The sequence below is a fragment of the Pseudomonas sp. NyZ480 genome (genome assembly GCF_029537255.1).
GTDB classification, from domain to species: domain Bacteria; phylum Pseudomonadota; class Gammaproteobacteria; order Pseudomonadales; family Pseudomonadaceae; genus Aquipseudomonas; species Aquipseudomonas taiwanensis.
The window spans coordinates 5,190,523-5,208,948 of the sequence record NZ_CP120626.1 but is presented as its reverse complement, the minus strand read 5'-3'; the positions used below and the strand labels follow the sequence as shown (position 1 = coordinate 5,208,948).

At 62.0% G+C, this 18,426-nt stretch carries 21 protein-coding genes; 15 read left to right on the top strand and 6 right to left on the bottom strand.

What is annotated here, in order from left to right; genetic code table 11:
* The first annotated feature begins 136 nt into the window (after nucleotides 1–136).
* The 8 genes from oscA (at nucleotide 137) to P3R38_RS23945 (ending at nucleotide 6,841) form a co-directional block, all read left to right on the top strand.
* Nucleotides 137–319 carry a sulfur starvation response protein OscA gene (gene oscA, locus P3R38_RS23980; protein ID WP_016489716.1) on the top strand — a complete coding sequence of 61 codons (183 nt, stop codon included), beginning with the start codon at nucleotides 137–139 and terminating at the stop codon, nucleotides 317–319.
* Nucleotides 320–367: 48 nt separating this feature from the next.
* Nucleotides 368–1,375, top strand: coding sequence for a sulfate ABC transporter substrate-binding protein (locus P3R38_RS23975; protein ID WP_023382938.1), 1,008 nt, complete (start codon nucleotides 368–370; stop codon nucleotides 1,373–1,375).
* 159 nt (nucleotides 1,376–1,534) lie between these two features.
* Nucleotides 1,535–2,353: a sulfate ABC transporter permease subunit CysT gene (cysT, locus tag P3R38_RS23970; RefSeq protein ID WP_023382937.1), complete on the top strand. Its 819-nt coding sequence runs from the start codon at nucleotides 1,535–1,537 to the stop codon at nucleotides 2,351–2,353.
* A 15-nt stretch (nucleotides 2,354–2,368) separates the two neighbouring features.
* Complete coding sequence (cysW, locus tag P3R38_RS23965; RefSeq protein WP_023382935.1) at nucleotides 2,369–3,241, top strand: sulfate ABC transporter permease subunit CysW; 873 nt, start codon at nucleotides 2,369–2,371, stop codon at nucleotides 3,239–3,241.
* A gap of 3 nt (nucleotides 3,242–3,244) precedes the next feature.
* Nucleotides 3,245–4,234 (top strand): sulfate ABC transporter ATP-binding protein, encoded by a 990-nt coding sequence (locus P3R38_RS23960; protein ID WP_023382934.1) that lies wholly within the window; start codon nucleotides 3,245–3,247, stop codon nucleotides 4,232–4,234.
* Nucleotides 4,235–4,390: 156 nt separating this feature from the next.
* Nucleotides 4,391–4,972, top strand: a complete 582-nt coding sequence (locus P3R38_RS23955) for an alpha/beta hydrolase (RefSeq protein WP_023382933.1) — start codon at nucleotides 4,391–4,393, stop codon at nucleotides 4,970–4,972.
* A 65-nt stretch (nucleotides 4,973–5,037) separates the two neighbouring features.
* The gene (locus tag P3R38_RS23950; protein ID WP_023382932.1) at nucleotides 5,038–5,868 is read left to right on the top strand and encodes a sigma 54-interacting transcriptional regulator; all 831 of its coding nucleotides are present in this window, start codon (nucleotides 5,038–5,040) and stop codon (nucleotides 5,866–5,868) included.
* 187 nt (nucleotides 5,869–6,055) lie between these two features.
* Nucleotides 6,056–6,841 carry a MetQ/NlpA family ABC transporter substrate-binding protein gene (locus P3R38_RS23945; RefSeq protein ID WP_023382931.1) on the top strand — a complete coding sequence of 262 codons (786 nt, stop codon included), beginning with the start codon at nucleotides 6,056–6,058 and terminating at the stop codon, nucleotides 6,839–6,841.
* 89 nt (nucleotides 6,842–6,930) lie between these two features.
* Here P3R38_RS23945 and P3R38_RS23940 read toward each other — a convergent pair whose 3' ends face one another.
* Nucleotides 6,931–7,749 carry an alpha/beta hydrolase gene (locus P3R38_RS23940; RefSeq protein WP_023382930.1) on the bottom strand — a complete coding sequence of 273 codons (819 nt, stop codon included), beginning with the start codon at nucleotides 7,747–7,749 and terminating at the stop codon, nucleotides 6,931–6,933.
* Between the two features lie 16 nt (nucleotides 7,750–7,765).
* On the bottom strand, nucleotides 7,766–10,129 hold the full coding sequence (locus P3R38_RS23935; protein ID WP_277686669.1) for a penicillin acylase family protein: 2,364 nt from the start codon (nucleotides 10,127–10,129) through the stop codon (nucleotides 7,766–7,768).
* A gap of 89 nt (nucleotides 10,130–10,218) precedes the next feature.
* Between P3R38_RS23935 and P3R38_RS23930 the strand changes: the two genes are divergently transcribed.
* On the top strand, nucleotides 10,219–10,785 hold the full coding sequence (locus P3R38_RS23930; protein ID WP_023382928.1) for a sugar O-acetyltransferase: 567 nt from the start codon (nucleotides 10,219–10,221) through the stop codon (nucleotides 10,783–10,785).
* On the opposite strand, the gene P3R38_RS23925 is transcribed toward P3R38_RS23930, so the two are convergent.
* Nucleotides 10,764–11,333: a DUF6436 domain-containing protein gene (locus tag P3R38_RS23925; RefSeq protein WP_104882326.1), complete on the bottom strand. Its 570-nt coding sequence runs from the start codon at nucleotides 11,331–11,333 to the stop codon at nucleotides 10,764–10,766. The two genes, P3R38_RS23930 and P3R38_RS23925, sit on opposite strands and share 22 nt — an antisense overlap.
* 121 nt (nucleotides 11,334–11,454) lie before the next feature.
* Here P3R38_RS23925 and P3R38_RS23920 point away from each other — a divergent pair, with 121 nt between their 5' ends.
* Nucleotides 11,455–12,390, top strand: coding sequence for an alpha/beta hydrolase (locus tag P3R38_RS23920; protein ID WP_023382926.1), 936 nt, complete (start codon nucleotides 11,455–11,457; stop codon nucleotides 12,388–12,390).
* Here the strand turns inward: P3R38_RS23920 and P3R38_RS23915 are convergent.
* Nucleotides 12,383–13,135, bottom strand: a complete 753-nt coding sequence (locus tag P3R38_RS23915; RefSeq protein WP_023382925.1) for a DUF2059 domain-containing protein — start codon at nucleotides 13,133–13,135, stop codon at nucleotides 12,383–12,385. The genes P3R38_RS23920 and P3R38_RS23915 overlap by 8 nt on opposite strands.
* 113 nt (nucleotides 13,136–13,248) lie before the next feature.
* On the opposite strand from P3R38_RS23915, the gene P3R38_RS23910 reads away from it, so the two are divergent.
* Together P3R38_RS23910 and P3R38_RS23905 are read left to right on the top strand one after the other, a co-directional pair.
* Complete coding sequence (locus tag P3R38_RS23910; protein WP_081669665.1) at nucleotides 13,249–13,881, top strand: 2OG-Fe(II) oxygenase; 633 nt, start codon at nucleotides 13,249–13,251, stop codon at nucleotides 13,879–13,881.
* Nucleotides 13,862–14,377 (top strand): DUF523 domain-containing protein, encoded by a 516-nt coding sequence (locus P3R38_RS23905; protein ID WP_027907219.1) that lies wholly within the window; start codon nucleotides 13,862–13,864, stop codon nucleotides 14,375–14,377. The genes P3R38_RS23910 and P3R38_RS23905 overlap by 20 nt, the downstream gene beginning before the upstream one ends.
* Here P3R38_RS23905 and P3R38_RS23900 read toward each other — a convergent pair.
* The gene (locus P3R38_RS23900; RefSeq protein WP_023382922.1) at nucleotides 14,316–14,831 is read right to left on the bottom strand and encodes a transporter substrate-binding domain-containing protein; all 516 of its coding nucleotides are present in this window, start codon (nucleotides 14,829–14,831) and stop codon (nucleotides 14,316–14,318) included. The two genes, P3R38_RS23905 and P3R38_RS23900, sit on opposite strands and share 62 nt — an antisense overlap.
* On the opposite strand from P3R38_RS23900, the gene P3R38_RS23895 reads away from it, so the two are divergent.
* Both P3R38_RS23895 and P3R38_RS23890 read left to right on the top strand, forming a co-directional pair.
* Nucleotides 14,818–15,012: a hypothetical protein gene (locus P3R38_RS23895; RefSeq protein ID WP_158491103.1), complete on the top strand. Its 195-nt coding sequence runs from the start codon at nucleotides 14,818–14,820 to the stop codon at nucleotides 15,010–15,012. The two genes, P3R38_RS23900 and P3R38_RS23895, sit on opposite strands and share 14 nt — an antisense overlap.
* Nucleotides 15,013–15,028: 16 nt before the next feature.
* A complete protein-coding gene (locus P3R38_RS23890; protein WP_023382921.1) occupies nucleotides 15,029–15,505 on the top strand; it encodes a DUF4399 domain-containing protein in 477 nt (158 codons plus the stop codon).
* Nucleotides 15,506–15,625: 120 nt separating this feature from the next.
* Here the strand turns inward: P3R38_RS23890 and serA are convergent, their stop codons facing one another.
* Entirely contained in the window at nucleotides 15,626–16,855 is a 1,230-nt protein-coding gene (gene serA / locus P3R38_RS23885) for a phosphoglycerate dehydrogenase (RefSeq protein ID WP_023382920.1), read from the bottom strand.
* A 170-nt stretch (nucleotides 16,856–17,025) separates the two neighbouring features.
* On the opposite strand from serA, the gene P3R38_RS23880 reads away from it, so the two are divergent.
* Nucleotides 17,026–18,423 (top strand): FAD-binding oxidoreductase, encoded by a 1,398-nt coding sequence (locus P3R38_RS23880; protein WP_023382919.1) that lies wholly within the window; start codon nucleotides 17,026–17,028, stop codon nucleotides 18,421–18,423.
* Nucleotides 18,424–18,426: the final 3 nt, after the last annotated feature.

Below are 18,426 nucleotides of genomic sequence, written 5' to 3'. Positions count from 1 at the left end.
GCGATTTAATTTTGGTTATATAAAAATTCTTAAACAGTATTTTTAAGAATAAACCCACCTCACTACTATTGCACTCAAGCCAGGCGTACATCCCCTTCAAACCTCTGCCCGGCACCTCACTCCAAGGAGAACGAGCATGAGTGCATCTCTGCGTAGCATCGACGGTCAGGACGAAGCCACCATTCTGCGTGAGATCCAGAGCGCCTTGCGCGATCTGCGTTTCGGTGCGGTGGAGATAACCGTGCACAACGCGCAGGTCGTACAGATCGAGCGCAAGGAGAAGTTCCGCCTGCAGCAGCCTGGCAACAAGTCCGGCTGATCGCGATTCACATTCAAAACTAGAAAAATGCCAATCGGGAGCTTCACCATGTCCATCCGCCGTTATGCGCTCGCCGCCCTGGCCAGTGCTGTTTTTGCCGGTTCCGCCATCGCCAAGGACTACGAACTGTTGAACGTGTCCTACGACCCGACCCGTGAGCTGTACCAGCAGTACAACGCCGAATTCATCAAGCACTGGCAGCAGGCTCACCCGGACGACAAGGTGAAGATCCAGCAATCCCATGGCGGCTCGGGCAAGCAGGCCCGCGCGGTGATCGATGGCTTGCGCGCTGACGTGGTGACCCTGGCCCTGGCCGGAGACATCGACGAAGTCGCCAAGCTTGGCAAGTCGCTGCCCGAGGACTGGCAGAAGCGCCTGCCGGATGCCAGCACCCCGTACACCTCGACAATCGTGTTCCTGGTGCGCAAGGGCAACCCGAAAGGCATCAAGGACTGGGGCGACCTGATCAAGCAGGATGTCTCGGTCATCACCCCCAACCCGAAAACCTCTGGTGGCGCCCGCTGGAACTTCCTGGCCGCCTGGGCCTACGGCCTGAAAACCGGTGGCAGTGAAGACAAGGCCAAGGCCTATGTGCAGGAGCTGTTCAAGCACGTGCCAGTGTTGGATACCGGCGCCCGCGGCTCGACCATCACCTTCGTCAACAATGGTCAGGGCGATGTTCTGCTGGCCTGGGAAAACGAAGCTTTCCTGGCGTTGAAGGAAGATGGCGGTAGCGACAAGTTCGAGATCGTCGTGCCTTCGCTGTCGATTCTGGCCGAGCCGCCGGTGGCCGTGGTCGACAAGAACGCCCAGAAGAAGGGTAACGAGAAGATCGCCGAGGAGTACCTCAAGCATCTGTATAGCCCTGCAGGCCAGAAGATCGCCGCAGAGAACTTCTACCGTCCGCGTGACGCGAAGGTGGCCGCCGAATTCGGCAAGCAGTTCCCGAAACTGGAACTGGTGACGATCGACAAGGACTTCGGCGGCTGGAAGACTGCACAACCTAAGTTCTTCAATGACGGCGGTGTATTCGACCAGATCTATCAGGCACAGTAAGGGTCATGAAAAAGCGCGGGGGCCGCTATGCAGCCCTTTCGCGACACGAGGCCGCTGCCATTAGGAATCGCGATCTCCTGTGGCGGCGGCCGCGTGATTCAGAAGCTTGCACCGGCCCGGCAGAATTGCCGGGCCAAGTGCGTTAAACCAGGGATATTTATGTCGCGTCGCATTTCCCCCGTCATACCCGGCTTCGGGCTGACACTGGGCTACACCTTGGTGTACCTCAGTCTGATAGTGCTGATACCACTGGCCGCCATGTTCGTGCATGCCGCACAGCTCACCTGGGAACAGTTCTGGAACATCGTCAGCGCGCCGCGAGTGCTTGCCGCGCTCAAGCTGAGTTTCGGCACTGCGCTGTTCGCCGCCATCATCAATGGCGTGATCGGCACCTTGTTGGCCTGGGTGCTGGTGCGCTACACCTTCCCGGGACGCAAGATCATCGATGCGATGATCGACCTGCCGTTCGCCCTGCCCACCGCGGTGGCGGGTATCGCCCTGACGGCCTTGTATGCACCGGCCGGCTGGGTAGGGCAGTTCGCCACCGATCTGGGCTTCAAGATCGCCTACACTCCGCTGGGCATCACGCTTGCGCTGACCTTCGTCACCCTGCCGTTCGTGGTGCGCACCGTGCAGCCGGTGCTGGCGGATATCCCGCGTGAAGTCGAAGAAGCCGCTGCCTGCCTGGGTGCCAAGCCGCTACAAGTGTTTCGCCACATCCTGGCGCCAGCGCTGCTGCCCGCCTGGCTGACCGGTTTCGCCCTGGCTTTTGCCCGTGGCGTGGGTGAGTACGGTTCGGTGATCTTCATTGCCGGCAACATGCCGATGAAGACCGAGATCCTGCCGTTGCTGATCATGGTCAAGCTCGACCAGTACGACTACACCGGCGCCACGGCCATCGGCGTGCTGATGCTGGTGGTTTCCTTCATCCTGCTGCTGCTGATCAACCTGCTGCAGCGCCGCATCGAAACCCCTTGAAGGAGGCCGTGGCTCATGTCTAGTTCATCCATTGGCGCCGCTGCCGCCGCCAACGCCGCCCGTCGTGGCAGTGCTACTTCGCGACGGGTACTGATCGGTCTGGCTTGGCTGGTCTTCACGCTGTTCCTGTTGTTGCCGTTGTTCATCGTGGTGTCGCAGGCACTCAAGAATGGCTTCGGTACGTTCTTCGAGGCAATCTTCGAGCCAGACGCACTGTCGGCGCTCAAGCTCACCCTGCTGGCGGTGTTCATCTCTGTGCCGCTGAACCTTGTATTCGGTGTCAGCGCCGCATGGTGCGTGAGCAAGTACACCTTCCGCGGCAAAAGCCTGCTGGTCACCCTGATCGACTTGCCGTTCTCGGTCTCGCCGGTCATCGCAGGTCTGGTCTATGTGCTGATGTTCGGTGCACAGGGCCTGTTCGGGCCTTGGTTGCAGGACCATGATATCCAGATCGTGTTCGCCCTTCCGGGCATCGTCCTGGCGACCATTTTCGTTACCGTGCCCTTCGTGGCCCGTGAACTGATCCCGCTGATGCAGGAGCAGGGGACCCAGGAAGAAGAAGCAGCACGCCTGCTCGGTGCCAACGGCTGGCAGATGTTCTGGCACGTGACCTTGCCGAACATCAAGTGGGGCCTGATCTACGGCGTGGTGCTGTGCACCGCCCGGGCCATGGGCGAGTTCGGCGCGGTGTCGGTGGTCTCTGGCCATATTCGCGGCGTCACCAATACCTTGCCGCTGCACGTGGAGATCCTCTACAACGAGTACAACCACGTCGCGGCCTTCAGCGTGGCCAGCCTGCTGCTGATCCTGGCGCTCTTCATCCTGCTGCTCAAGCAGTGGAGCGAGAACCGTATTAACCGCCTGCGCCAAAGCGCAGCGGAGGAATAATTCATGTCGATCGAAGTTCGTAACGTCAGCAAGCGCTTCAACAGCTTCCAGGCCCTGGACAACATCAACCTGGATATCCACAGCGGTGAGCTGGTGGCTTTGCTCGGCCCGTCCGGCTGCGGCAAGACCACGCTGCTGCGCATCATCGCTGGCCTGGAAACCCCGGATCAGGGCAGCATCGTGTTTCACGGCGAGGACGTATCCGGCCACGATGTGCGCGACCGTAACGTGGGTTTTGTGTTCCAGCACTACGCGCTGTTCCGCCATATGAGTGTGTTCGACAACGTTGCCTTCGGCCTGCGCATGAAGCCAAAGGGCGAGCGTCCGAGCGAAAGCAAGATTGCCGACAAGGTGCACGAGCTGCTGAACATGGTTCAGCTCGACTGGCTGGCCGACCGTTACCCCGAGCAGTTGTCCGGTGGCCAGCGCCAGCGTATCGCCCTGGCGCGCGCACTGGCGGTAGAGCCCAAGGTGCTGTTGCTCGATGAACCATTTGGCGCCCTGGACGCCAAGGTCCGTAAAGAGCTGCGCCGCTGGTTGGCGCGCCTGCACGAGGACATCAACCTGACCTCGGTGTTCGTCACCCATGACCAGGAAGAGGCCATGGAAGTGGCTGACCGCATCGTGGTGATGAACAAGGGCGTGATCGAGCAGATTGGCTCGCCAGGTGAGGTGTACGAAAAGCCGGCCAACGATTTCGTCTATCACTTCCTGGGTGACTCCAACCGCCTGAGCTTGAGCGAAGGCCACCATGTGCTGTTCCGCCCGCACGAGGTGTCGCTGTCGCGGCACGAGACGGAAGGACATCACGCGGCAGAGGTGCGGGACATTCGCCCATTGGGCGCCACGACCCGGGTGACCTTGAAGGTGGAGGGGCAGAGCGAGCTGATCGAGGCAGAGGTGGTCAAGGATCACGACAGCCTTACCGGATTGGCCCGTGGGGAGACCTTGTTCTTCCGGCCGAAGGTTTGGCAGAAGGTGGCGGATATCTGAGCCGCCAGAAACAAAGAACCCGGGCATGTCCCGGGTTTTTTGCATTCACGGACGGCAGTAATTTTGGTTATTAATAAATAGCTTCTTATTCCTTTACGAATATAACTCCCTCCCTATACTGGTCTCCAAGCACGCAAACTTACTGGAGGCGTCCCCATGCGCAATGAGTCGATTCGTTACCTGATTGTGCCGGGCTGGCAAGGATCGCCAGACAACCACTGGCAGAGTCACTGGCAGCGTACCTTGCCCAACAGTGCCCGGGTCGAACAGCACGACTGGCTGACCCCGCAACGCCATGATTGGGTTCAAGCACTGGAGCAGGCCATCGCCGCTGAACGCTCGCCGGTGATTCTCATTGCCCATAGCCTGGGTTGCATTACCGTGGCCCATTGGGCTGCACACGCCAGCCCGTCCCTGCTACGTCGAGTGCGCGGTGCATTGCTCGTGGCGCCCGCCGATGTCGAGCGCCCTACCTGTGCGCCGGCACTGCGCAACTTTGCGCCTATCCCGCTGCAGGCACTGCCGTTCCCCAGCCAGGTGGTCAGCTCCGACAATGACCCGGCGGTGAGCGTGCCCCGTGCGCTGTACTTGGCTCGCGCCTGGGGTGCCGAAGCGGGGTTGTTGGCCAACGCCGGACATATCAACGTGAAGTCCGGACATGAGCGCTGGGAGCAGGGCTTCGCCTACCTGTACCGCCTGCAAAGCCGGGTCGAACAGCGCGCACTGCGCCGCGCCTGAGCGACCCTACCGATTACCGCTGCACCTGACGCCCGGCCATCGCAGGTCTGGGGCGGGAGTTCGTCATGACCCTTCAAAACCCATTTGGCCAGCCGCTGCTGACCTTTCCTGAACTGGACAAAAGCCCCCTGAGCATCCGTGCCAAGGCGCTGGTGTTCATCGACCCTCGTTCGCAGGCCTTGCGTCAGGCGCTGGAGCGACTGGCCCCCCAACCGCTGCCAGTGTTGATACGGGGTGAAACCGGCACCGGCAAGGAATTGCTGGCGCGTCAGGTCCATCGGGCCAGTGATCGCAGCGGGCTGTTCGTGTCGGTCAACTGCGCGGCCATCAGTCCCACCTATGCCGATGCCGAACTGTTCGGCTACAGCGCCGGCGCCCATGGTGGAACCGCCAGCAGTCGAGCCGGTTGGTTCGGGTCGGCCAATGGCGGCACCTTGTACCTGGACGAGATAGCCGACTTGCCGCTGGCTGTTCAGGGCAAGCTGCTTGCCGCCCTCGAGACCCGTGAAGTCACCCGGGTCGGCGCCCAGCAACCGCAGGCGGTTGATGTACGCCTGGTCGCTGCCTCCAGCGTCGATCTGGCGCGAGTGGTGAAGGCCGGTCGATTCAACGAGAGGCTTTACCTGTACCTGCGCGAAGGCGCGCTGGACCTGCCGCCGCTGCGCCAAAGGCGTGGCGATATCCTGCCGCTGGCCGAGTATTTCGTCGGCATCTACAGCGTGCGGCAACAGCGCGCTGTGCCGCTGATCAGCGAGGCTGCGCAGCACGCGCTCGAAGCCCACGCCTGGCCTGGAAATACCCGCGAGTTGGAAAATGTCATCCACTTCGCGTTGCTGGTCTGTGACGGTGAAGAGATCCTGCCGGAGCACCTGGACCTGCTGAATATCCCGCGCTAGACGGCGGGCAACAGGGCTCATAAGCAAAGTGGGTGATGGCTTTTTGATTTTGGAATAAGCAGCTAATTAAAAGATATTGTTACGGTATAAAAAATCTCGGTATTGTCCGCCTCACGCCCCCCCGCTAGAACGGTTGGGCACCCGACTTTGCCATCACCGATGGCCCAGGTTCATAACAAGGAACACCATGAAGAAGACTCTGTTGACCACTGCCCTGGCCGCTGCGCTGTCGTTCGCCGGCCTGGCCTGCGCCGCCGAGAAACTGGTAGTTGCAGCGACCCCCGTACCGCATGCCGAGATCCTGGAGCTGATCAAGCCGACCCTGGCCAAGGAAGGTGTCGACCTGCAGATCAAGGTCTTCACCGACTACGTCCAGCCCAACGTGCAGGTCGACCAGAAGCGCCTGGACGCCAACTACTTCCAGACCTTGCCGTACCTGCAGAACTTCAACGAAGGCAAGGGTACCCACCTGGAAACCGTGATCGGCGTGCACGTCGAGCCGTTCGGTGGCTATTCGAAGAAGGTCAAGTCCCTGGCCGAGCTCAAAGAAGGCGCCACCATTGCGATCCCTAACGAGGGCAGCAACAGCGGCCGTGCCCTGCTGCTCCTGCAGAAGGCTGGCCTGATTACCCTGAAAGATCCGAAGAACGCGCTGGCCACGCCGAAAGACATCGCCGAGAACCCCAAGAAGCTCAAGTTCCGTGAGCTGGAATCGGCCATGCTGCCGCGTGTGCTGGACCAGGTCGACCTGGACATGATCAACACCAACTACGCGCTGGAAGCCGGCCTGAACCCTGCCAAGGATGCCTTGGTGATCGAGGGCAGCGACTCGCCGTATGTGAACTTCCTGGTGGCGCGTCCGGACAACAAGGACAGCGAAGCCATCCAGAAGCTGGCCAAGGCCCTGACCAGCCCCGAGGTGAAGGCATTCATCACCAAGAAGTACCAGGGTGCAGTGTTGCCGGCGTTCTGATGCGCCGTTAACGCGTTGCCTGATGTGAAAACGCCGACACCTGTGTGTCGGCGTTTTCGTTTTCGGCCGATAGGAGCGCGCCGTTCTTCTCAGGCGCTGCGCGGCAACCAGCTCAGCAGGAAATCATTCACCACCTGCGGGTTCTCAAGGCTGGAGATGTGTCCTGCAAACGGGATCTGCGCCGCCAGGCAGCCGATGATCCTTGCCATTTCGCCAGACTCGGCCGGCGGCCGGGGGATGTCCTGGTCGCCACAGAGGACGATGGTCCTGTGCGCCGCCAGTTCACCCAGCCGCGCCAGCAGGTCGGGGCGTCCGAAGATCACCCGGCCCATGGGGTCCAGGCTGTTGCGAATGGCCTGCGCGGTGCTGGCCTTCAGGTCCGCGCGGAAACGCTCGCGAACCGCTGGCACCGTCTGGCCTTCGGCATGGAAGAAAATCGGCACGACGATATCCAGCAGCGGCTCCGGGAAACAGCCTGCTGCACTGGCGGCATCCAGCAGGCCGAAGTACTTCAGCCGGGTCGCTTCAGGTTCGGCACCCAGGTAAGTGTCCATCAGCACCAGGCGGTCGATGCGCGTTGGGTGCTCGATGGCCAACTGTGCGCCCCACATGCCGCCGACCGACAGGCCTACCAGGTGGCACTTGGGAATATCCAGGGCATCCAGCAACGCCAGGTGCTGGCGAGTCAGGGCGCCCATGTCGGTAGTGGTGGCCGGTGGCGCGTCGGAGTCGCCATGGCCCCACAGCTCGGGGACGATGACTCGGAAGTGTTGTGACAGCGCCTCGATCTGCGGTTGCCACATCTGGGCCGACCACAGGTAGCTGTGGCCCAGCAGGACCGGGAAGCCCTGGCCTTGGTCGACGTAGCTCATGCGGGCGCCGTCGATTTCGATGAAGTGTTTCTGCATGGGGGTGCCTTGCTGGTTAATGTGCCGGGTTCAATCGTAGCGTGCCTTGGGCCGGTATGACGCCCATTTGCGCTTTGGCGTAGCGGCCGTCGATGTAGTCCTCGGCCTGGTCGGCGTAATGGGTGTCGAACAGCACGCCACTCTGCCCGACCGGGTTGCTGGTCAGCGCTTGCGAGGCGTCTGCGAAGTCGATCAACCGCCGCGTCGAAGGCCCGTAGGTGACCGGCCAGGGCGCCGGGCCGATCTTCGCCGAGAGGTTGTTCGGTACCTCATGGGTGCCGGGCGCCGCGAATGGACCGACATTGAACAACAGGTTCAGCGGCTTCTTCGCTCCCAGCGGGTGGTTGTGGGTGAGGGTGTGGGCCTTGCCCCATTGCCAGCTCGCCGGGTCCTTGCCGAAGGTATCCCGCAGGTGCACAAGGCTCTTTTGCCAGGCCATGCGCACGATGGCCGTCCGGTCGGTGCGTTCATTGCCGCCGCGCAGGTTCCACCAGGGCGACTGTGGGTCGGCGGCCAGGCGTGGGAGGGCGGCGTCGATGGCACGGGTGCTGATCAACACCGGGAACCAGGTATCACCCAGTTCGTCATGCAAGGCCGCGAACGCCAGCTCATAGAGAAACTGGTTGAACAGCGTGGCACTGATCGAGTCCAGCGGGTAATCGCCGCGCCAGGCGGCCAGCTGTTCGACCAGCTCTTTTTCCTCGTCGCCCTGGGCCACCGCACGCAGGGTCGACAGCAGTGGTGCCAGGGTGCGAGGGCCATAATCGTTGCTGGTGTCCAATTGCAGGGACTGGCTGTTGCGGGTGTCCCACTTGATATCAGGGTCGGCCAGCCGGCGGTCGAGTTGGCGGCCCCGATCCGGCAAGTTGTAATAGCCCGGTACGGGCACCGTGGCGGGTGGCTGGAAGTTGGCTGACACGATGTAGCCGCTGGCTGGGTTTTCCTGCTGTGGGTTGACGCTGAACGGGTAGAAGCCCAGCTTGTTCGCCTGCGCGCTGGCGCCGTCGAGGATGAAGGTTGGGTTCACGCCATCGGGGCGTATCGGCAGCTTCGCCGCCGCCCACCAGCCGATGTCGCCGCGCGCGTTGGCCCAGACGAAGTTCAGGCCGGGCGCCTGCACCTTGGCCACCGCCTCGCGCATCTTGCCCAGGGTGTCCGCACGGTTGAGCTGGTAGAAGCCTTCCAGGATTGGGTTCTCGGTTTCGAGGAACGCCCACCACATGGCAATGGGCGTGGTGCTGGCGGTGGCACCGAGCACATCGTTGACGATCGGGCCGTGGGGGGAGCGGCGCAGGGTGAGGGTGACTGGCGCTTCACCTTTGACTGCAATCTTCTGCTCTGTCTTTTCGAGGGGGCGCCACTTGCCATCGACCATCACGTGTTCGGCATTGGCCGGATTGGTCCGCTCCGCGATCAGATCGACATCGTCGTTCTGGAACATGGTCAGGCTCCAGCCGAAGTCGCGGTTGTGCCCGAGCATGGCGAAGGGGTTGAGTGCCTGAAAATACCCATACAAGTTGAAGCCGGGGGCTGAAAGCTCGGCTTCATACCACACCGCCGGCACCGCAAAGCTGATGTGCGGGTCGCCGGCCAGCAGGGGCAGGCCGCTGCGGGTGCGGCTACCGGCTATGGCCCAGGCGTTGCTGCCCTCGAACTGCGGGATGCCCGCATCGCCCAGCGCTTCTTGGCTGAGCCGGGCGAGGGTTTCCAGGCTGGTCCAGTCGGCAGCCGCCAGGGGGGCATTCAAGTCACCCTGGGGCTTCCAGTCCAGATCGAACAGAGTCAGGTACTGTGGGCCGAGTTGATCGCGAATGTAGGTCAGCGCAGGCTCGGTCCGGAACGCAGCGGCAAAGCTATAGGCCAGGTAGCCTGCGATGCTCAGGGTGTCCTCGGCGGTGAACGGGCGCGGCGTGATGCCTAGCAGGTCGAACTCCATGGGCTTGGGGTGGCTGCTCTGCCAGGCGTTGACGCCATCGAGATAAGCTTGCAGGGCTTGCCAGGCCGGCGCGCTGTGGTCTTGGCGGCGCGCCATGAGCGCAGCCTGCTCGCGGATGCGCAAGCTGCGGAACAGGGTGTCTGTGGGCACCAGCTTGCTGCCCAGCACTTCGGCCAGTTCACCCTGGGCCAGCCGGCGCATGATTTCCATCTGGAACAGCCGATCCTGGGCGTGCACATAACCCAGGGCGCGGTACAGGTCTTGCTCGTTCCGTGCCTGCAGGTGCGGCACCCCCCGGGCGTCGTAGCGCACGCTGACCGGCGCTTGCAGGCCGGCCAAGGCAACCTCGCCCTCGCGTCGCGGCAACTTGCCTTGCACGTACCAGTAACCGGCTCCCGCGGCCACCGCCATGACGAGGGCCAACACGGTCAAGCTGCGCTTCATCGATACTCCTTGCGTGCATGAACGCCAAAACTGTGGTCCGATCATCGACGGATTCGCGAACAGAGCATAGCCCTTGGAGAGCCGTACCCATGTCCCTCAGCGAAAAACAGAAGATGCTCAGTGGCCAGCTTTACCACGCCAGTTGTCCTGAACTCCAGGCCGAGCAGATCGCCAACAAACACTGGATGCAGCGATACAACAACAGCTTCGAATTGCTCAACGAACAGCGCCATGGCCTGCTCGCCGAACACTTCGGTCATGCTGGCGAAGGTGCGGTAATCCGGCCGCCGTTCTATTGCGACTATGGCTACAACATCAGCATCGGCCGCAACAGCTTCATGAATTTCAACTGCGTGATTCTGGATGTGCTGCCTGTGCGGATCGGCGACGACTGCCAGGTCGGACCCGCCGTGCAGATCTATACCGCCGACCATCCCCTCGACCCGGCACTGCGGCGAACCGGCCTTGAAAGTGGTCGGCCGGTGACTATCGGTAACAACGTGTGGATCGGTGGGGCGGCGATCATCTTGCCAGGCGTGACCATCGGTGACGATGCCGTGATCGGCGCGGGCAGCGTGGTCACGCGCGATGTGCCTGCGGGTGCTGTGGTGGTGGGTAACCCTGCGCGCGAGCGTCACCCGGCCCAAGTGCAATAGCAGCCGACGGCCAAGGTGTTGGAGGCCGTGACTGGGCGGCCGTCGAGCAACGCCTTGAGGATGGGTTCAATGAAGCTGTTGCTGGCATTGCACACCGCGCCTTCGCTATAGGGGCCGAAGTAGGCCAGGCGGCCCTGGCGGTCCCAGATCGCCACGGCAGGTGAGGCTGGCAGCTGCTCGCTGCCGGGAAGACGGGTGATAGGTTTCAGGCTGCTGAGGTTGGCTGGCAACTGGCCGTGGCTGCCTGGCTTGTGCACGACGAAGAAGGTGACGCCTTGGTCGGCAAAGTGGCTGACCAGGTCACCCAGGTGCTGCTGGTTGCCGACGTTGCAGGGGCAAGCTGGGTCCCAGAAGTGCACCACCCGGATCGGCCCGGGGCCCGCCAGCTCTGCAGGCAGGCGCAGTTGGCTGCCGTCGAACAGGGTGGCCTGGTTGTCGAACGAGCGCAGGTAACGGGACTGGAAACTATCGTAGGCCCACCACAGCCCGGCGGCGCAGAGTGCAAGTGCCAGTAGGGTGATTGCAGGCTTGATGATGTGGGCGTTCATGGGGTTTCCGGAGCCTTGTGCGAGCGGCAGTGCAGTGCGTTCGAAGGTCAGCAAGCTTGCCATGACGCCAGGCAGAGCTGAATATCCCAGATCAATACTTGCTCTACCGTGGATGCACCTGATGCCCGCTGTTTTCGACCCCAACCACCTGCGTACCAGCCTTGCACCGCTGACAGCCTGTGAGCGTTTGTCGGCGCAGGCCCAGCAATACCAGCGCTTCTACGGCCTGGACCTGCCGGCCCGCAGTTGGCTTGGCCGCTTCCAGGCAGCGGGTTTCGAGGTGGTCGGCCAGGTGTGGCTACCCAGGGAGCCGACGGCAACGCTATTTCTGATGCACGGTTACTACGACCACATGGGCCTGTACCGACATGTGATCGAATGGGCCCTGGGCCTGGGTTATGCGGTCATCAGTTGCGACCTGCCAGGCCACGGCCTGTCTAGCGGCGAGCGCGCCAGCATCAAGGATTTTGCGCTGTACCAGCAGGTGCTCGATGCGTTGTTCGAGCAGGCGCGCATGCTTGAGCTACCTCGTCCATGGCACCTGTGTGGGCAAAGCACGGGTGGGGCAATCGTGATCGACCACCTGTTGAGCAAGGGCGAGCATAGCCCGTCCGATGGCCAAGTGATTCTGTTGGCGCCGTTGGTGCGGCCAAGGGGGTGGCGCTGGTCGAAGTTGAGCTATTGTGTGTTGCGCCACTTCGTCAATGGCATCGAGCGGCGCTTCAGCGAGAACACCAACGACCCTGCTTTCTTGCCCTTTCTCGAAGCGGACCCGCTCCAACCTCGGCGCCTGCCCACGGCCTGGGTCGGGGCGTTGGCGGCTTGGGTCAAGCGGATCGAGGCGGCGCCGCGCAGCACGCGGCAACCGCTGATCGTGCAGGGCGAGGCAGACGGCACGGTGGATTGGCAGCATAACCTCAAGGTGCTCAAGGCCAAATTCCGCGAACCACAGATTCTGATGCTGCCGGAAGCACGACACCACCTGGCCAACGAGTTGCCTGGCATCCGCCAGCGCTACTTCGCATTCATCGACCAGCGGCTGGGCGTGACTACTTGAGATCCTCGGTACTTTGCCCCACCGCCAGCCCCGCACGCACAGCGGCAAGGGCTGCCTGGTAGTACGCCTTGCCTTCAGGCGACTCGGCGAAGGTGGCGAATTGCTCCAGCTCGGCATCGGACAAGTCGCGATAGACATACAGCAGCGTGTTGTTCAGGTCTTCGCCGATTTGCGACATCAGGCGCTGGCGCTGGCCGTCGAGCATGCCCTGGGCCTGCCCGCCCCCGAACAGGCCGGGGATCATCGAGCTGAGGCTGTCGGCGGCCACGCCGGCGATCGCCAGGCTCACTTCGGCTCCGGCCTCGCGTGCCGGCAAGGCCTGGGCCAGGTGGCCGATGATCAGCAGGCGGTCGTCGCTGGCCTGGACCTTTGGCAGGCCCTTGGCATTCTTGGCCAACTGGTCCTTGCGGGTAGCTTGAAGTTCAGCCGCCACCACCTTGCGCCCCAGTGGCGACTGGAAAAAGGCCAGCGCTGGCGAAGGGTTGGGCAGGGTAGCGCGCAGTTGCGCCTGGGCACGGCGGTCCATGGCCTGGGCCTGGAAGCGCTGGTTGCTGTTGTTGACCAGGGCCTGGTAGACGGCAGGCGGCAAACTGTTGCGGTAGCGCTGCTGGGCAGCGGTCAGGGCATCGTTGAAATGGGCGCGCTGGTCGGGCCAGCCGGCGGCCTTGTACAGTTGATCGAGGCTGTCTGCCCAGACAGGCATGGTGCAGATCATCAGCAGAAGCAGGGAAAACAGACGGCGCATTCAGGACTCCTGTCGGCAGGCGGCTATTGTCCTTGGCTCGGCGGTATTTTGTCGAGATATCAGAGTGGTTCTCAGCCAAGTGGCGCTGTCCGTGGTCATGGCTAATGGATATGATGCGCGCCATGCACATCTCTCCTGAACACCCTATGCTGTCGGCCGTCGTCGATGACCTCGCCACCCGTGGCTGGTCGCAGCAGGCCCTTTTCTTGCCTGCGGACCTGGTGCGCGCCCTGGCGGCCGAGTGTCGGCGCCGTCATGCCGAAGGCGAACTCAACCCTGCCGGGGTTGGACGGGGCGCTTCCCAGGAAGTGCGCGAGGCCATTCGCGGCGACCAGATCCAGTGGATCGACCCCGGTCAGGCCGACGCCTGCGATCGCTATCTCGAAGCCATGGACTGCTTGCGTCAGGCCATCAACCGTAGCCTGTTCCTGGGGCTCGAGGACTTCGAATGCCATTTCGCCCTGTATCCACCGGGTGCATTCTATCGCCGGCACCTGGATCGTTTCCGCGACGATGATCGCCGCAGCGTTTCGGCGGTGTTCTACCTCAATGAAGACTGGCAGCCCCAGGACGGCGGCCAGTTGCGCATGTTCCTGGCCGACGAAGTCGAGCACGACGTCCTGCCGTTGGCCGGTAGCCTGGTGGTATTCCTCTCGGGTGATGTTCCCCATGAAGTCTTGCCGGCCGGGCGCGAGCGCTTGTCGCTGACGGGCTGGTTCCGCCGCCGTGGCAACGAACCCTTCTGACTTGCCGAAGGTCCTGGTCAGCGCCTGCCTGCTGGGGCAACCGGTGCGCTACGACGGCCGGGCCAGCGGGCACCACGATCAGTTGCAGCGCTGGCAGGCCGAAGGCCGTGTAGTGCCGTTGTGTCCGGAAGTGGCCGGCGGCTTGCCGACGCCGCGTCCTCCTGCGGAGATTCCGGGCGGGCAAGGCGGACAGGTACTCGATGGCATGGCGCAGGTGCTGACAGTCACCGGGGAGGATGTCAGCGGTGCCTTTCTGGCTGGGGCGCGGCAGGCGCTGGCGTTGGTGCGCCAGCACGCGATCGGCGTGGCGGTGCTCAAAGCCGGCAGCCCCTCGTGTGGCAACCGTTTGACCTACGATGGCACCTTCAGCGCGGTGAAGGTGCCGGGGGAGGGCGTCACGGCGGCATTGCTGCGGCGCGAGGGCGTGCTGGTGTTCAGTGAGCTGGAGTTGGAGCAAGCGCAGCGGGCGCTGGCTCGGCTGTCTGAATCGCCTTGAACCACTTCTGTTCGAGTTGTGCGGTACGGCCACTGTCCTTCAGGCGCTGAAGGGCATTGTTCAGCGCGCTTTGGAAGGCCGGGTTGTCCTTCTGGAACGGAATGACCAGCTGCTTCTCGCCATAAGGCTGGCTGACATCCAAGGTGCCGTTGGCGGCGGTCTGTGCTTGCTCCGCCGTCAGTGCGACGTCGTACTTCCCGCTTTCTACGCCTGGTAGCACATCGGCAGCAGGCGCCTCGATGAACTCGGCGCGCAGGTCCAGCTCACGGGCAAGGTCCTGGCCAAACTCGACCTGAAAGCCGGTCAGGCGGTCGTTTTCCTTGAAGGCGTAAGGCTTGTTATCAGCCTGCACGACAATGCGCAGTTCGCCGCGGTCGTTGATTTCATCTATCAGCTCGGCCTGAGCCAATGGAGTGATCAGTACTGCCAGCAGTACGCCTATGGTCGAACGCATGAATGCCCCTTTTATTTGGCAGATGAATAACCTTCGCCGCGACTTTCTTCCTCGTCACGGTCGAGCGCAGCCTATGACCTTGAAGCCTTGGCGAGGTTTAACCCTAACTGAAAAAATTCTCTTTGTGGGCTATGGTGAATTACCGCCGCCATTCGTTTTACTGGGGGCGGCCAATAAGTGAATCACAGGAGAAGTGAATGAACAGCCTATTTTCGCGTGCTGCCGTCGCCGGTTTGCTGATGGGGGTATCGGTGTTCGCCGGCGCTGCGGATGCGCTCAAGAGCCAGGAACCGCCCCAGGATGCCAAGGTCTTCATCGTTTCCCCCGCCGATGGTGCCACGGTCGACAAGACCTTTACCGTCAAGTTCGGTATCGAAGGCATGGCGCTCAAGCCCGCTGGCGACCAGACCCCGCACACCGGCCATCACCACCTGTTGGTGGATGTCGACACAGCACCGGCTGCCGATCAGCCATTGCCAACCAGCCTGATGCCGGAGAACAACGCGCCGCTGCCGGCCGGCCCGCAAGTGCTGCACTTCGGCAAGGCGCAGACCGAAGCGACCATTACCCTGACCCCAGGCAAGCACACCTTGCAGCTGGTGCTGGGCGACCAGTATCACGTGCCGTTCAAGCCGAGCGTCGAGTCGAAGAAAATCACGGTAACCGTGAAATGATTGCTGCTCCTTTCGCATGCTGAAGCTGCCGGAGCGGGTTCATTCGCGAAAGAGCCGGGACACAGGCAATAAAAAAGGCGACCTTCATCGAAGGTCGCCTTTTTCGTTAGCGGTGGAAACTCAGAACAGTACGCGGGAACGGATGGTGCCCTTGACGTGCTGCAGTTTCTCTTGCGCCAGGTCCGAGTACTCGGCGTCCACGTCGATTACCACGTAACCCACTTTCTCGTCGGTCTGCAGGAACTGACCGGAGATGTTGATGCCGTTTTCGGCGAAGACCTTGTTGATCTCGCTGAGTACGCCAGGGATGTTTTCGTGGATGTGCAGCAGGCGATGCTTGCCTGGGTGCGCTGGCAGGGCCACTTCCGGGAAGTTGACCGACGATACCGAGGTACCGTTGTCGCTGTACTTGACCAGCTTCTCGGCCACTTCCAGGCCGATGTTGGCCTGCGCTTCGGCGGTGGAACCACCGATGTGCGGGGTCAGGATCACGTTGTCCAGGCCACGCAGCGGGCTTTCGAACTGCTCGTCGTTGGAGCGAGGCTCGACCGGGAATACGTCGATGGCGGCGCCGATCAGGTGCTTGTCCTTGATGGCGGCGGCCAGGTGATCCAGTTCGACCACGGTGCCACGGGCGGCGTTGATCAGGATCGAGCCCTTCTTCATCGCACGGATTTCCTTCTCGCCAATCATCCACTGGGTGGAGGGCAGCTCAGGAACGTGCAGCGAGACGATGTCGGCCAGGCCCAGCAGTTCGTGCAGGCTGGTGACCTGGGTGGCGTTACCCAGCGGCAGCTTGGTCAGCGGGTCGTAGAAGTAGACCTGCATGCCCAGGCTTTCGGCCAGGACCGACAGCTGGGTACCGATCGAGCCGTAGCCGACGATGCCCAGTTTCTTGCCACGGATTTCGAACGAGTTGGCCGCGCTCTTGATCCAGCCGCCACGGTGGCACGAGGCGTTTTTCTCAGGGATGCCGCGCAGCAGCAGGATGGCTTCAGCCAGTACCAGTTCGGCCACCGAACGGGTGTTGGAGTACGGGGCGTTGAACACGGCGATGCCGCGCTCGCGGGCAGCGTTCAGGTCGACCTGGTTGGTACCGATGCAGAAGCAGCCGACAGCGACCAGTTTCTTGGCACTGTCGAAGATCTCTTCGGTCAGCTGGGTACGCGAGCGGATGCCGATGAAGTGGGCATCAGCGATCTTTTCCTTGAGTTCCGCCTCTGGCAGCGAGCCAGTGTGGTACTCGATATTGGTGTACCCGGCAGCCTTGAGGGTATCCACCGCGTTCTGGTGCACACCTTCAAGAAGAAGGAACCTGATCTTGCTCTTGTCGAGAGAAGTCTTGCTCATCTGCGTAAACCTGTATCCCGGAGAAAAAATGGCGAGGGGGTAAAGCGGCGCGGTGTCGGCCTTAGCACGAACAGCAGGGGGGCTATGCTAGCATACGCGACACAATCTGAGCTTATCCCGACAGGTGAAGAGTGCTCAGGGTGACTATGAATAAGTCGAGAGTTCCGGCGATGACCCACCCGGCGGTAATTGATGAACTGAAGACCCTGGTCGACCCTGGCCGGGTGCTGACCGACGCGGCTTCCCTTGATACATACGGCAAGGACTGGACCAAGCATTTTCCCCCAGCACCCTCGGCCATCGTCTTTCCCAAGACGGTCGAGCAGGTACAGGCCATCGTCCGCTGGGCCAATTGCCACAAGGTCGCGCTGGTGCCTTCTGGCGGGCGGACCGGGCTTTCTGCCGGCGCCGTGGCGGCCAACGGCGAAGTCGTCGTCGCTTTCGACTACATGAACCAGATTCTCGACTTCAATGCCTTCGACCGCACCGTGGTCTGTCAGCCGGGTGTCATCACCCGCCAACTGCAATTGTTTGCTGAAGAACATGGCTTGTATTACCCGGTGGACTTCGCTTCCTCCGGCTCCAGTCAGATTGGCGGCAATATCGGCACCAATGCCGGTGGGATCAAGGTCATTCGCTACGGCATGACCCGCAACTGGGTCGCGGGCCTCAAGGTGGTCACTGGCAAGGGTGAACTGCTCGAATTGAACAAGGACCTGATCAAGAACGCCACAGGCTATGACCTTCGCCAGCTGTTCATCGGTGCCGAAGGTACGCTGGGCTTCGTGGTCGAGGCCACCATGCGCCTGGATCGCGCTGCGCGCAACCTTACTGCCATGGTGCTGGGCACACCGGACTTCGACTCGATCATGCCAGTGCTGCATGCCTTCCAGGCCAGGCTGGACCTGACCGCCTTCGAGTTCTTCTCCGACAAGGGCCTGGCCAAGATCATGGCACGAGGCGATGTTCCGGCACCGTTCGAGACCGACTGCCCGTTCTATGCCCTGCTGGAATTCGAGGCCAGCACCGAGGACGTCGCCAACGAGGCCCTGGCCACTTTCGAGCATTGCGTCGAGCAGGGCTGGGTGCTGGATGGGGTGATGAGCCAGAGCGAGACCCAGCTCAAGAACCTGTGGAAGCTACGCGAGTACCTGTCCGAGACCATCTCCCACTGGACGCCGTACAAGAACGACATCTCGGTCACCGTTTCGAAAGTGCCGGCTTTCCTGCGTGACATCGACGCCATTGTCGCCGAGCACTACCCGGACTACGAAGTGGTCTGGTATGGCCACATCGGCGACGGCAACCTGCACCTGAACATCCTCAAGCCCGACTCTATGAGCAAGGATGATTTCTTCGCCTCCTGTGCCAAGGTCAACAAGTGGGTGTTCGAGATCGTGCAGCGCTATGACGGCTCGATCTCCGCGGAGCACGGCGTAGGCATGACCAAGCGCGACTACCTGGGCTACAGCCGCTCGCCTGAAGAAATTGCCTGCATGAAGGCAATTAAGGCCGTCTTCGACCCTAACGGGATCATGAATCCGGGTAAGATCTTCGCTCCTGAATAAAAA

What these genes read in the sequence shown, in the direction of transcription:
- oscA (WP_016489716.1), top strand. Translation starts at nt 137, where the DNA reads ATGAGTGCATCTCTGCGTAGCATCGACGGTCAGGACGAAGCCACCATT.
- P3R38_RS23975 (WP_023382938.1), top strand. Translation starts at nt 368, where the DNA reads ATGTCCATCCGCCGTTATGCGCTCGCCGCCCTGGCCAGTGCTGTTTTT.
- cysT (WP_023382937.1), top strand. Translation starts at nt 1,535, where the DNA reads ATGTCGCGTCGCATTTCCCCCGTCATACCCGGCTTCGGGCTGACACTG.
- cysW (WP_023382935.1), top strand. Translation starts at nt 2,369, where the DNA reads ATGTCTAGTTCATCCATTGGCGCCGCTGCCGCCGCCAACGCCGCCCGT.
- P3R38_RS23960 (WP_023382934.1), top strand. Translation starts at nt 3,245, where the DNA reads ATGTCGATCGAAGTTCGTAACGTCAGCAAGCGCTTCAACAGCTTCCAG.
- P3R38_RS23955 (WP_023382933.1), top strand. Translation starts at nt 4,391, where the DNA reads ATGCGCAATGAGTCGATTCGTTACCTGATTGTGCCGGGCTGGCAAGGA.
- P3R38_RS23950 (WP_023382932.1), top strand. Translation starts at nt 5,038, where the DNA reads ATGACCCTTCAAAACCCATTTGGCCAGCCGCTGCTGACCTTTCCTGAA.
- P3R38_RS23945 (WP_023382931.1), top strand. Translation starts at nt 6,056, where the DNA reads ATGAAGAAGACTCTGTTGACCACTGCCCTGGCCGCTGCGCTGTCGTTC.
- P3R38_RS23940 (WP_023382930.1), bottom strand. Translation starts at nt 7,749, where the DNA reads ATGCAGAAACACTTCATCGAAATCGACGGCGCCCGCATGAGCTACGTC.
- P3R38_RS23935 (WP_277686669.1), bottom strand. Translation starts at nt 10,129, where the DNA reads ATGAAGCGCAGCTTGACCGTGTTGGCCCTCGTCATGGCGGTGGCCGCG.
- P3R38_RS23930 (WP_023382928.1), top strand. Translation starts at nt 10,219, where the DNA reads ATGTCCCTCAGCGAAAAACAGAAGATGCTCAGTGGCCAGCTTTACCAC.
- P3R38_RS23925 (WP_104882326.1), bottom strand. Translation starts at nt 11,333, where the DNA reads ATGAACGCCCACATCATCAAGCCTGCAATCACCCTACTGGCACTTGCA.
- P3R38_RS23920 (WP_023382926.1), top strand. Translation starts at nt 11,455, where the DNA reads ATGCCCGCTGTTTTCGACCCCAACCACCTGCGTACCAGCCTTGCACCG.
- P3R38_RS23915 (WP_023382925.1), bottom strand. Translation starts at nt 13,135, where the DNA reads ATGCGCCGTCTGTTTTCCCTGCTTCTGCTGATGATCTGCACCATGCCT.
- P3R38_RS23910 (WP_081669665.1), top strand. Translation starts at nt 13,249, where the DNA reads ATGCGCGCCATGCACATCTCTCCTGAACACCCTATGCTGTCGGCCGTC.
- P3R38_RS23895 (WP_158491103.1), top strand. Translation starts at nt 14,818, where the DNA reads ATGGTCGAACGCATGAATGCCCCTTTTATTTGGCAGATGAATAACCTT.
- P3R38_RS23900 (WP_023382922.1), bottom strand. Translation starts at nt 14,831, where the DNA reads ATGCGTTCGACCATAGGCGTACTGCTGGCAGTACTGATCACTCCATTG.
- P3R38_RS23890 (WP_023382921.1), top strand. Translation starts at nt 15,029, where the DNA reads ATGAACAGCCTATTTTCGCGTGCTGCCGTCGCCGGTTTGCTGATGGGG.
- serA (WP_023382920.1), bottom strand. Translation starts at nt 16,855, where the DNA reads ATGAGCAAGACTTCTCTCGACAAGAGCAAGATCAGGTTCCTTCTTCTT.
- P3R38_RS23880 (WP_023382919.1), top strand. Translation starts at nt 17,026, where the DNA reads ATGACCCACCCGGCGGTAATTGATGAACTGAAGACCCTGGTCGACCCT.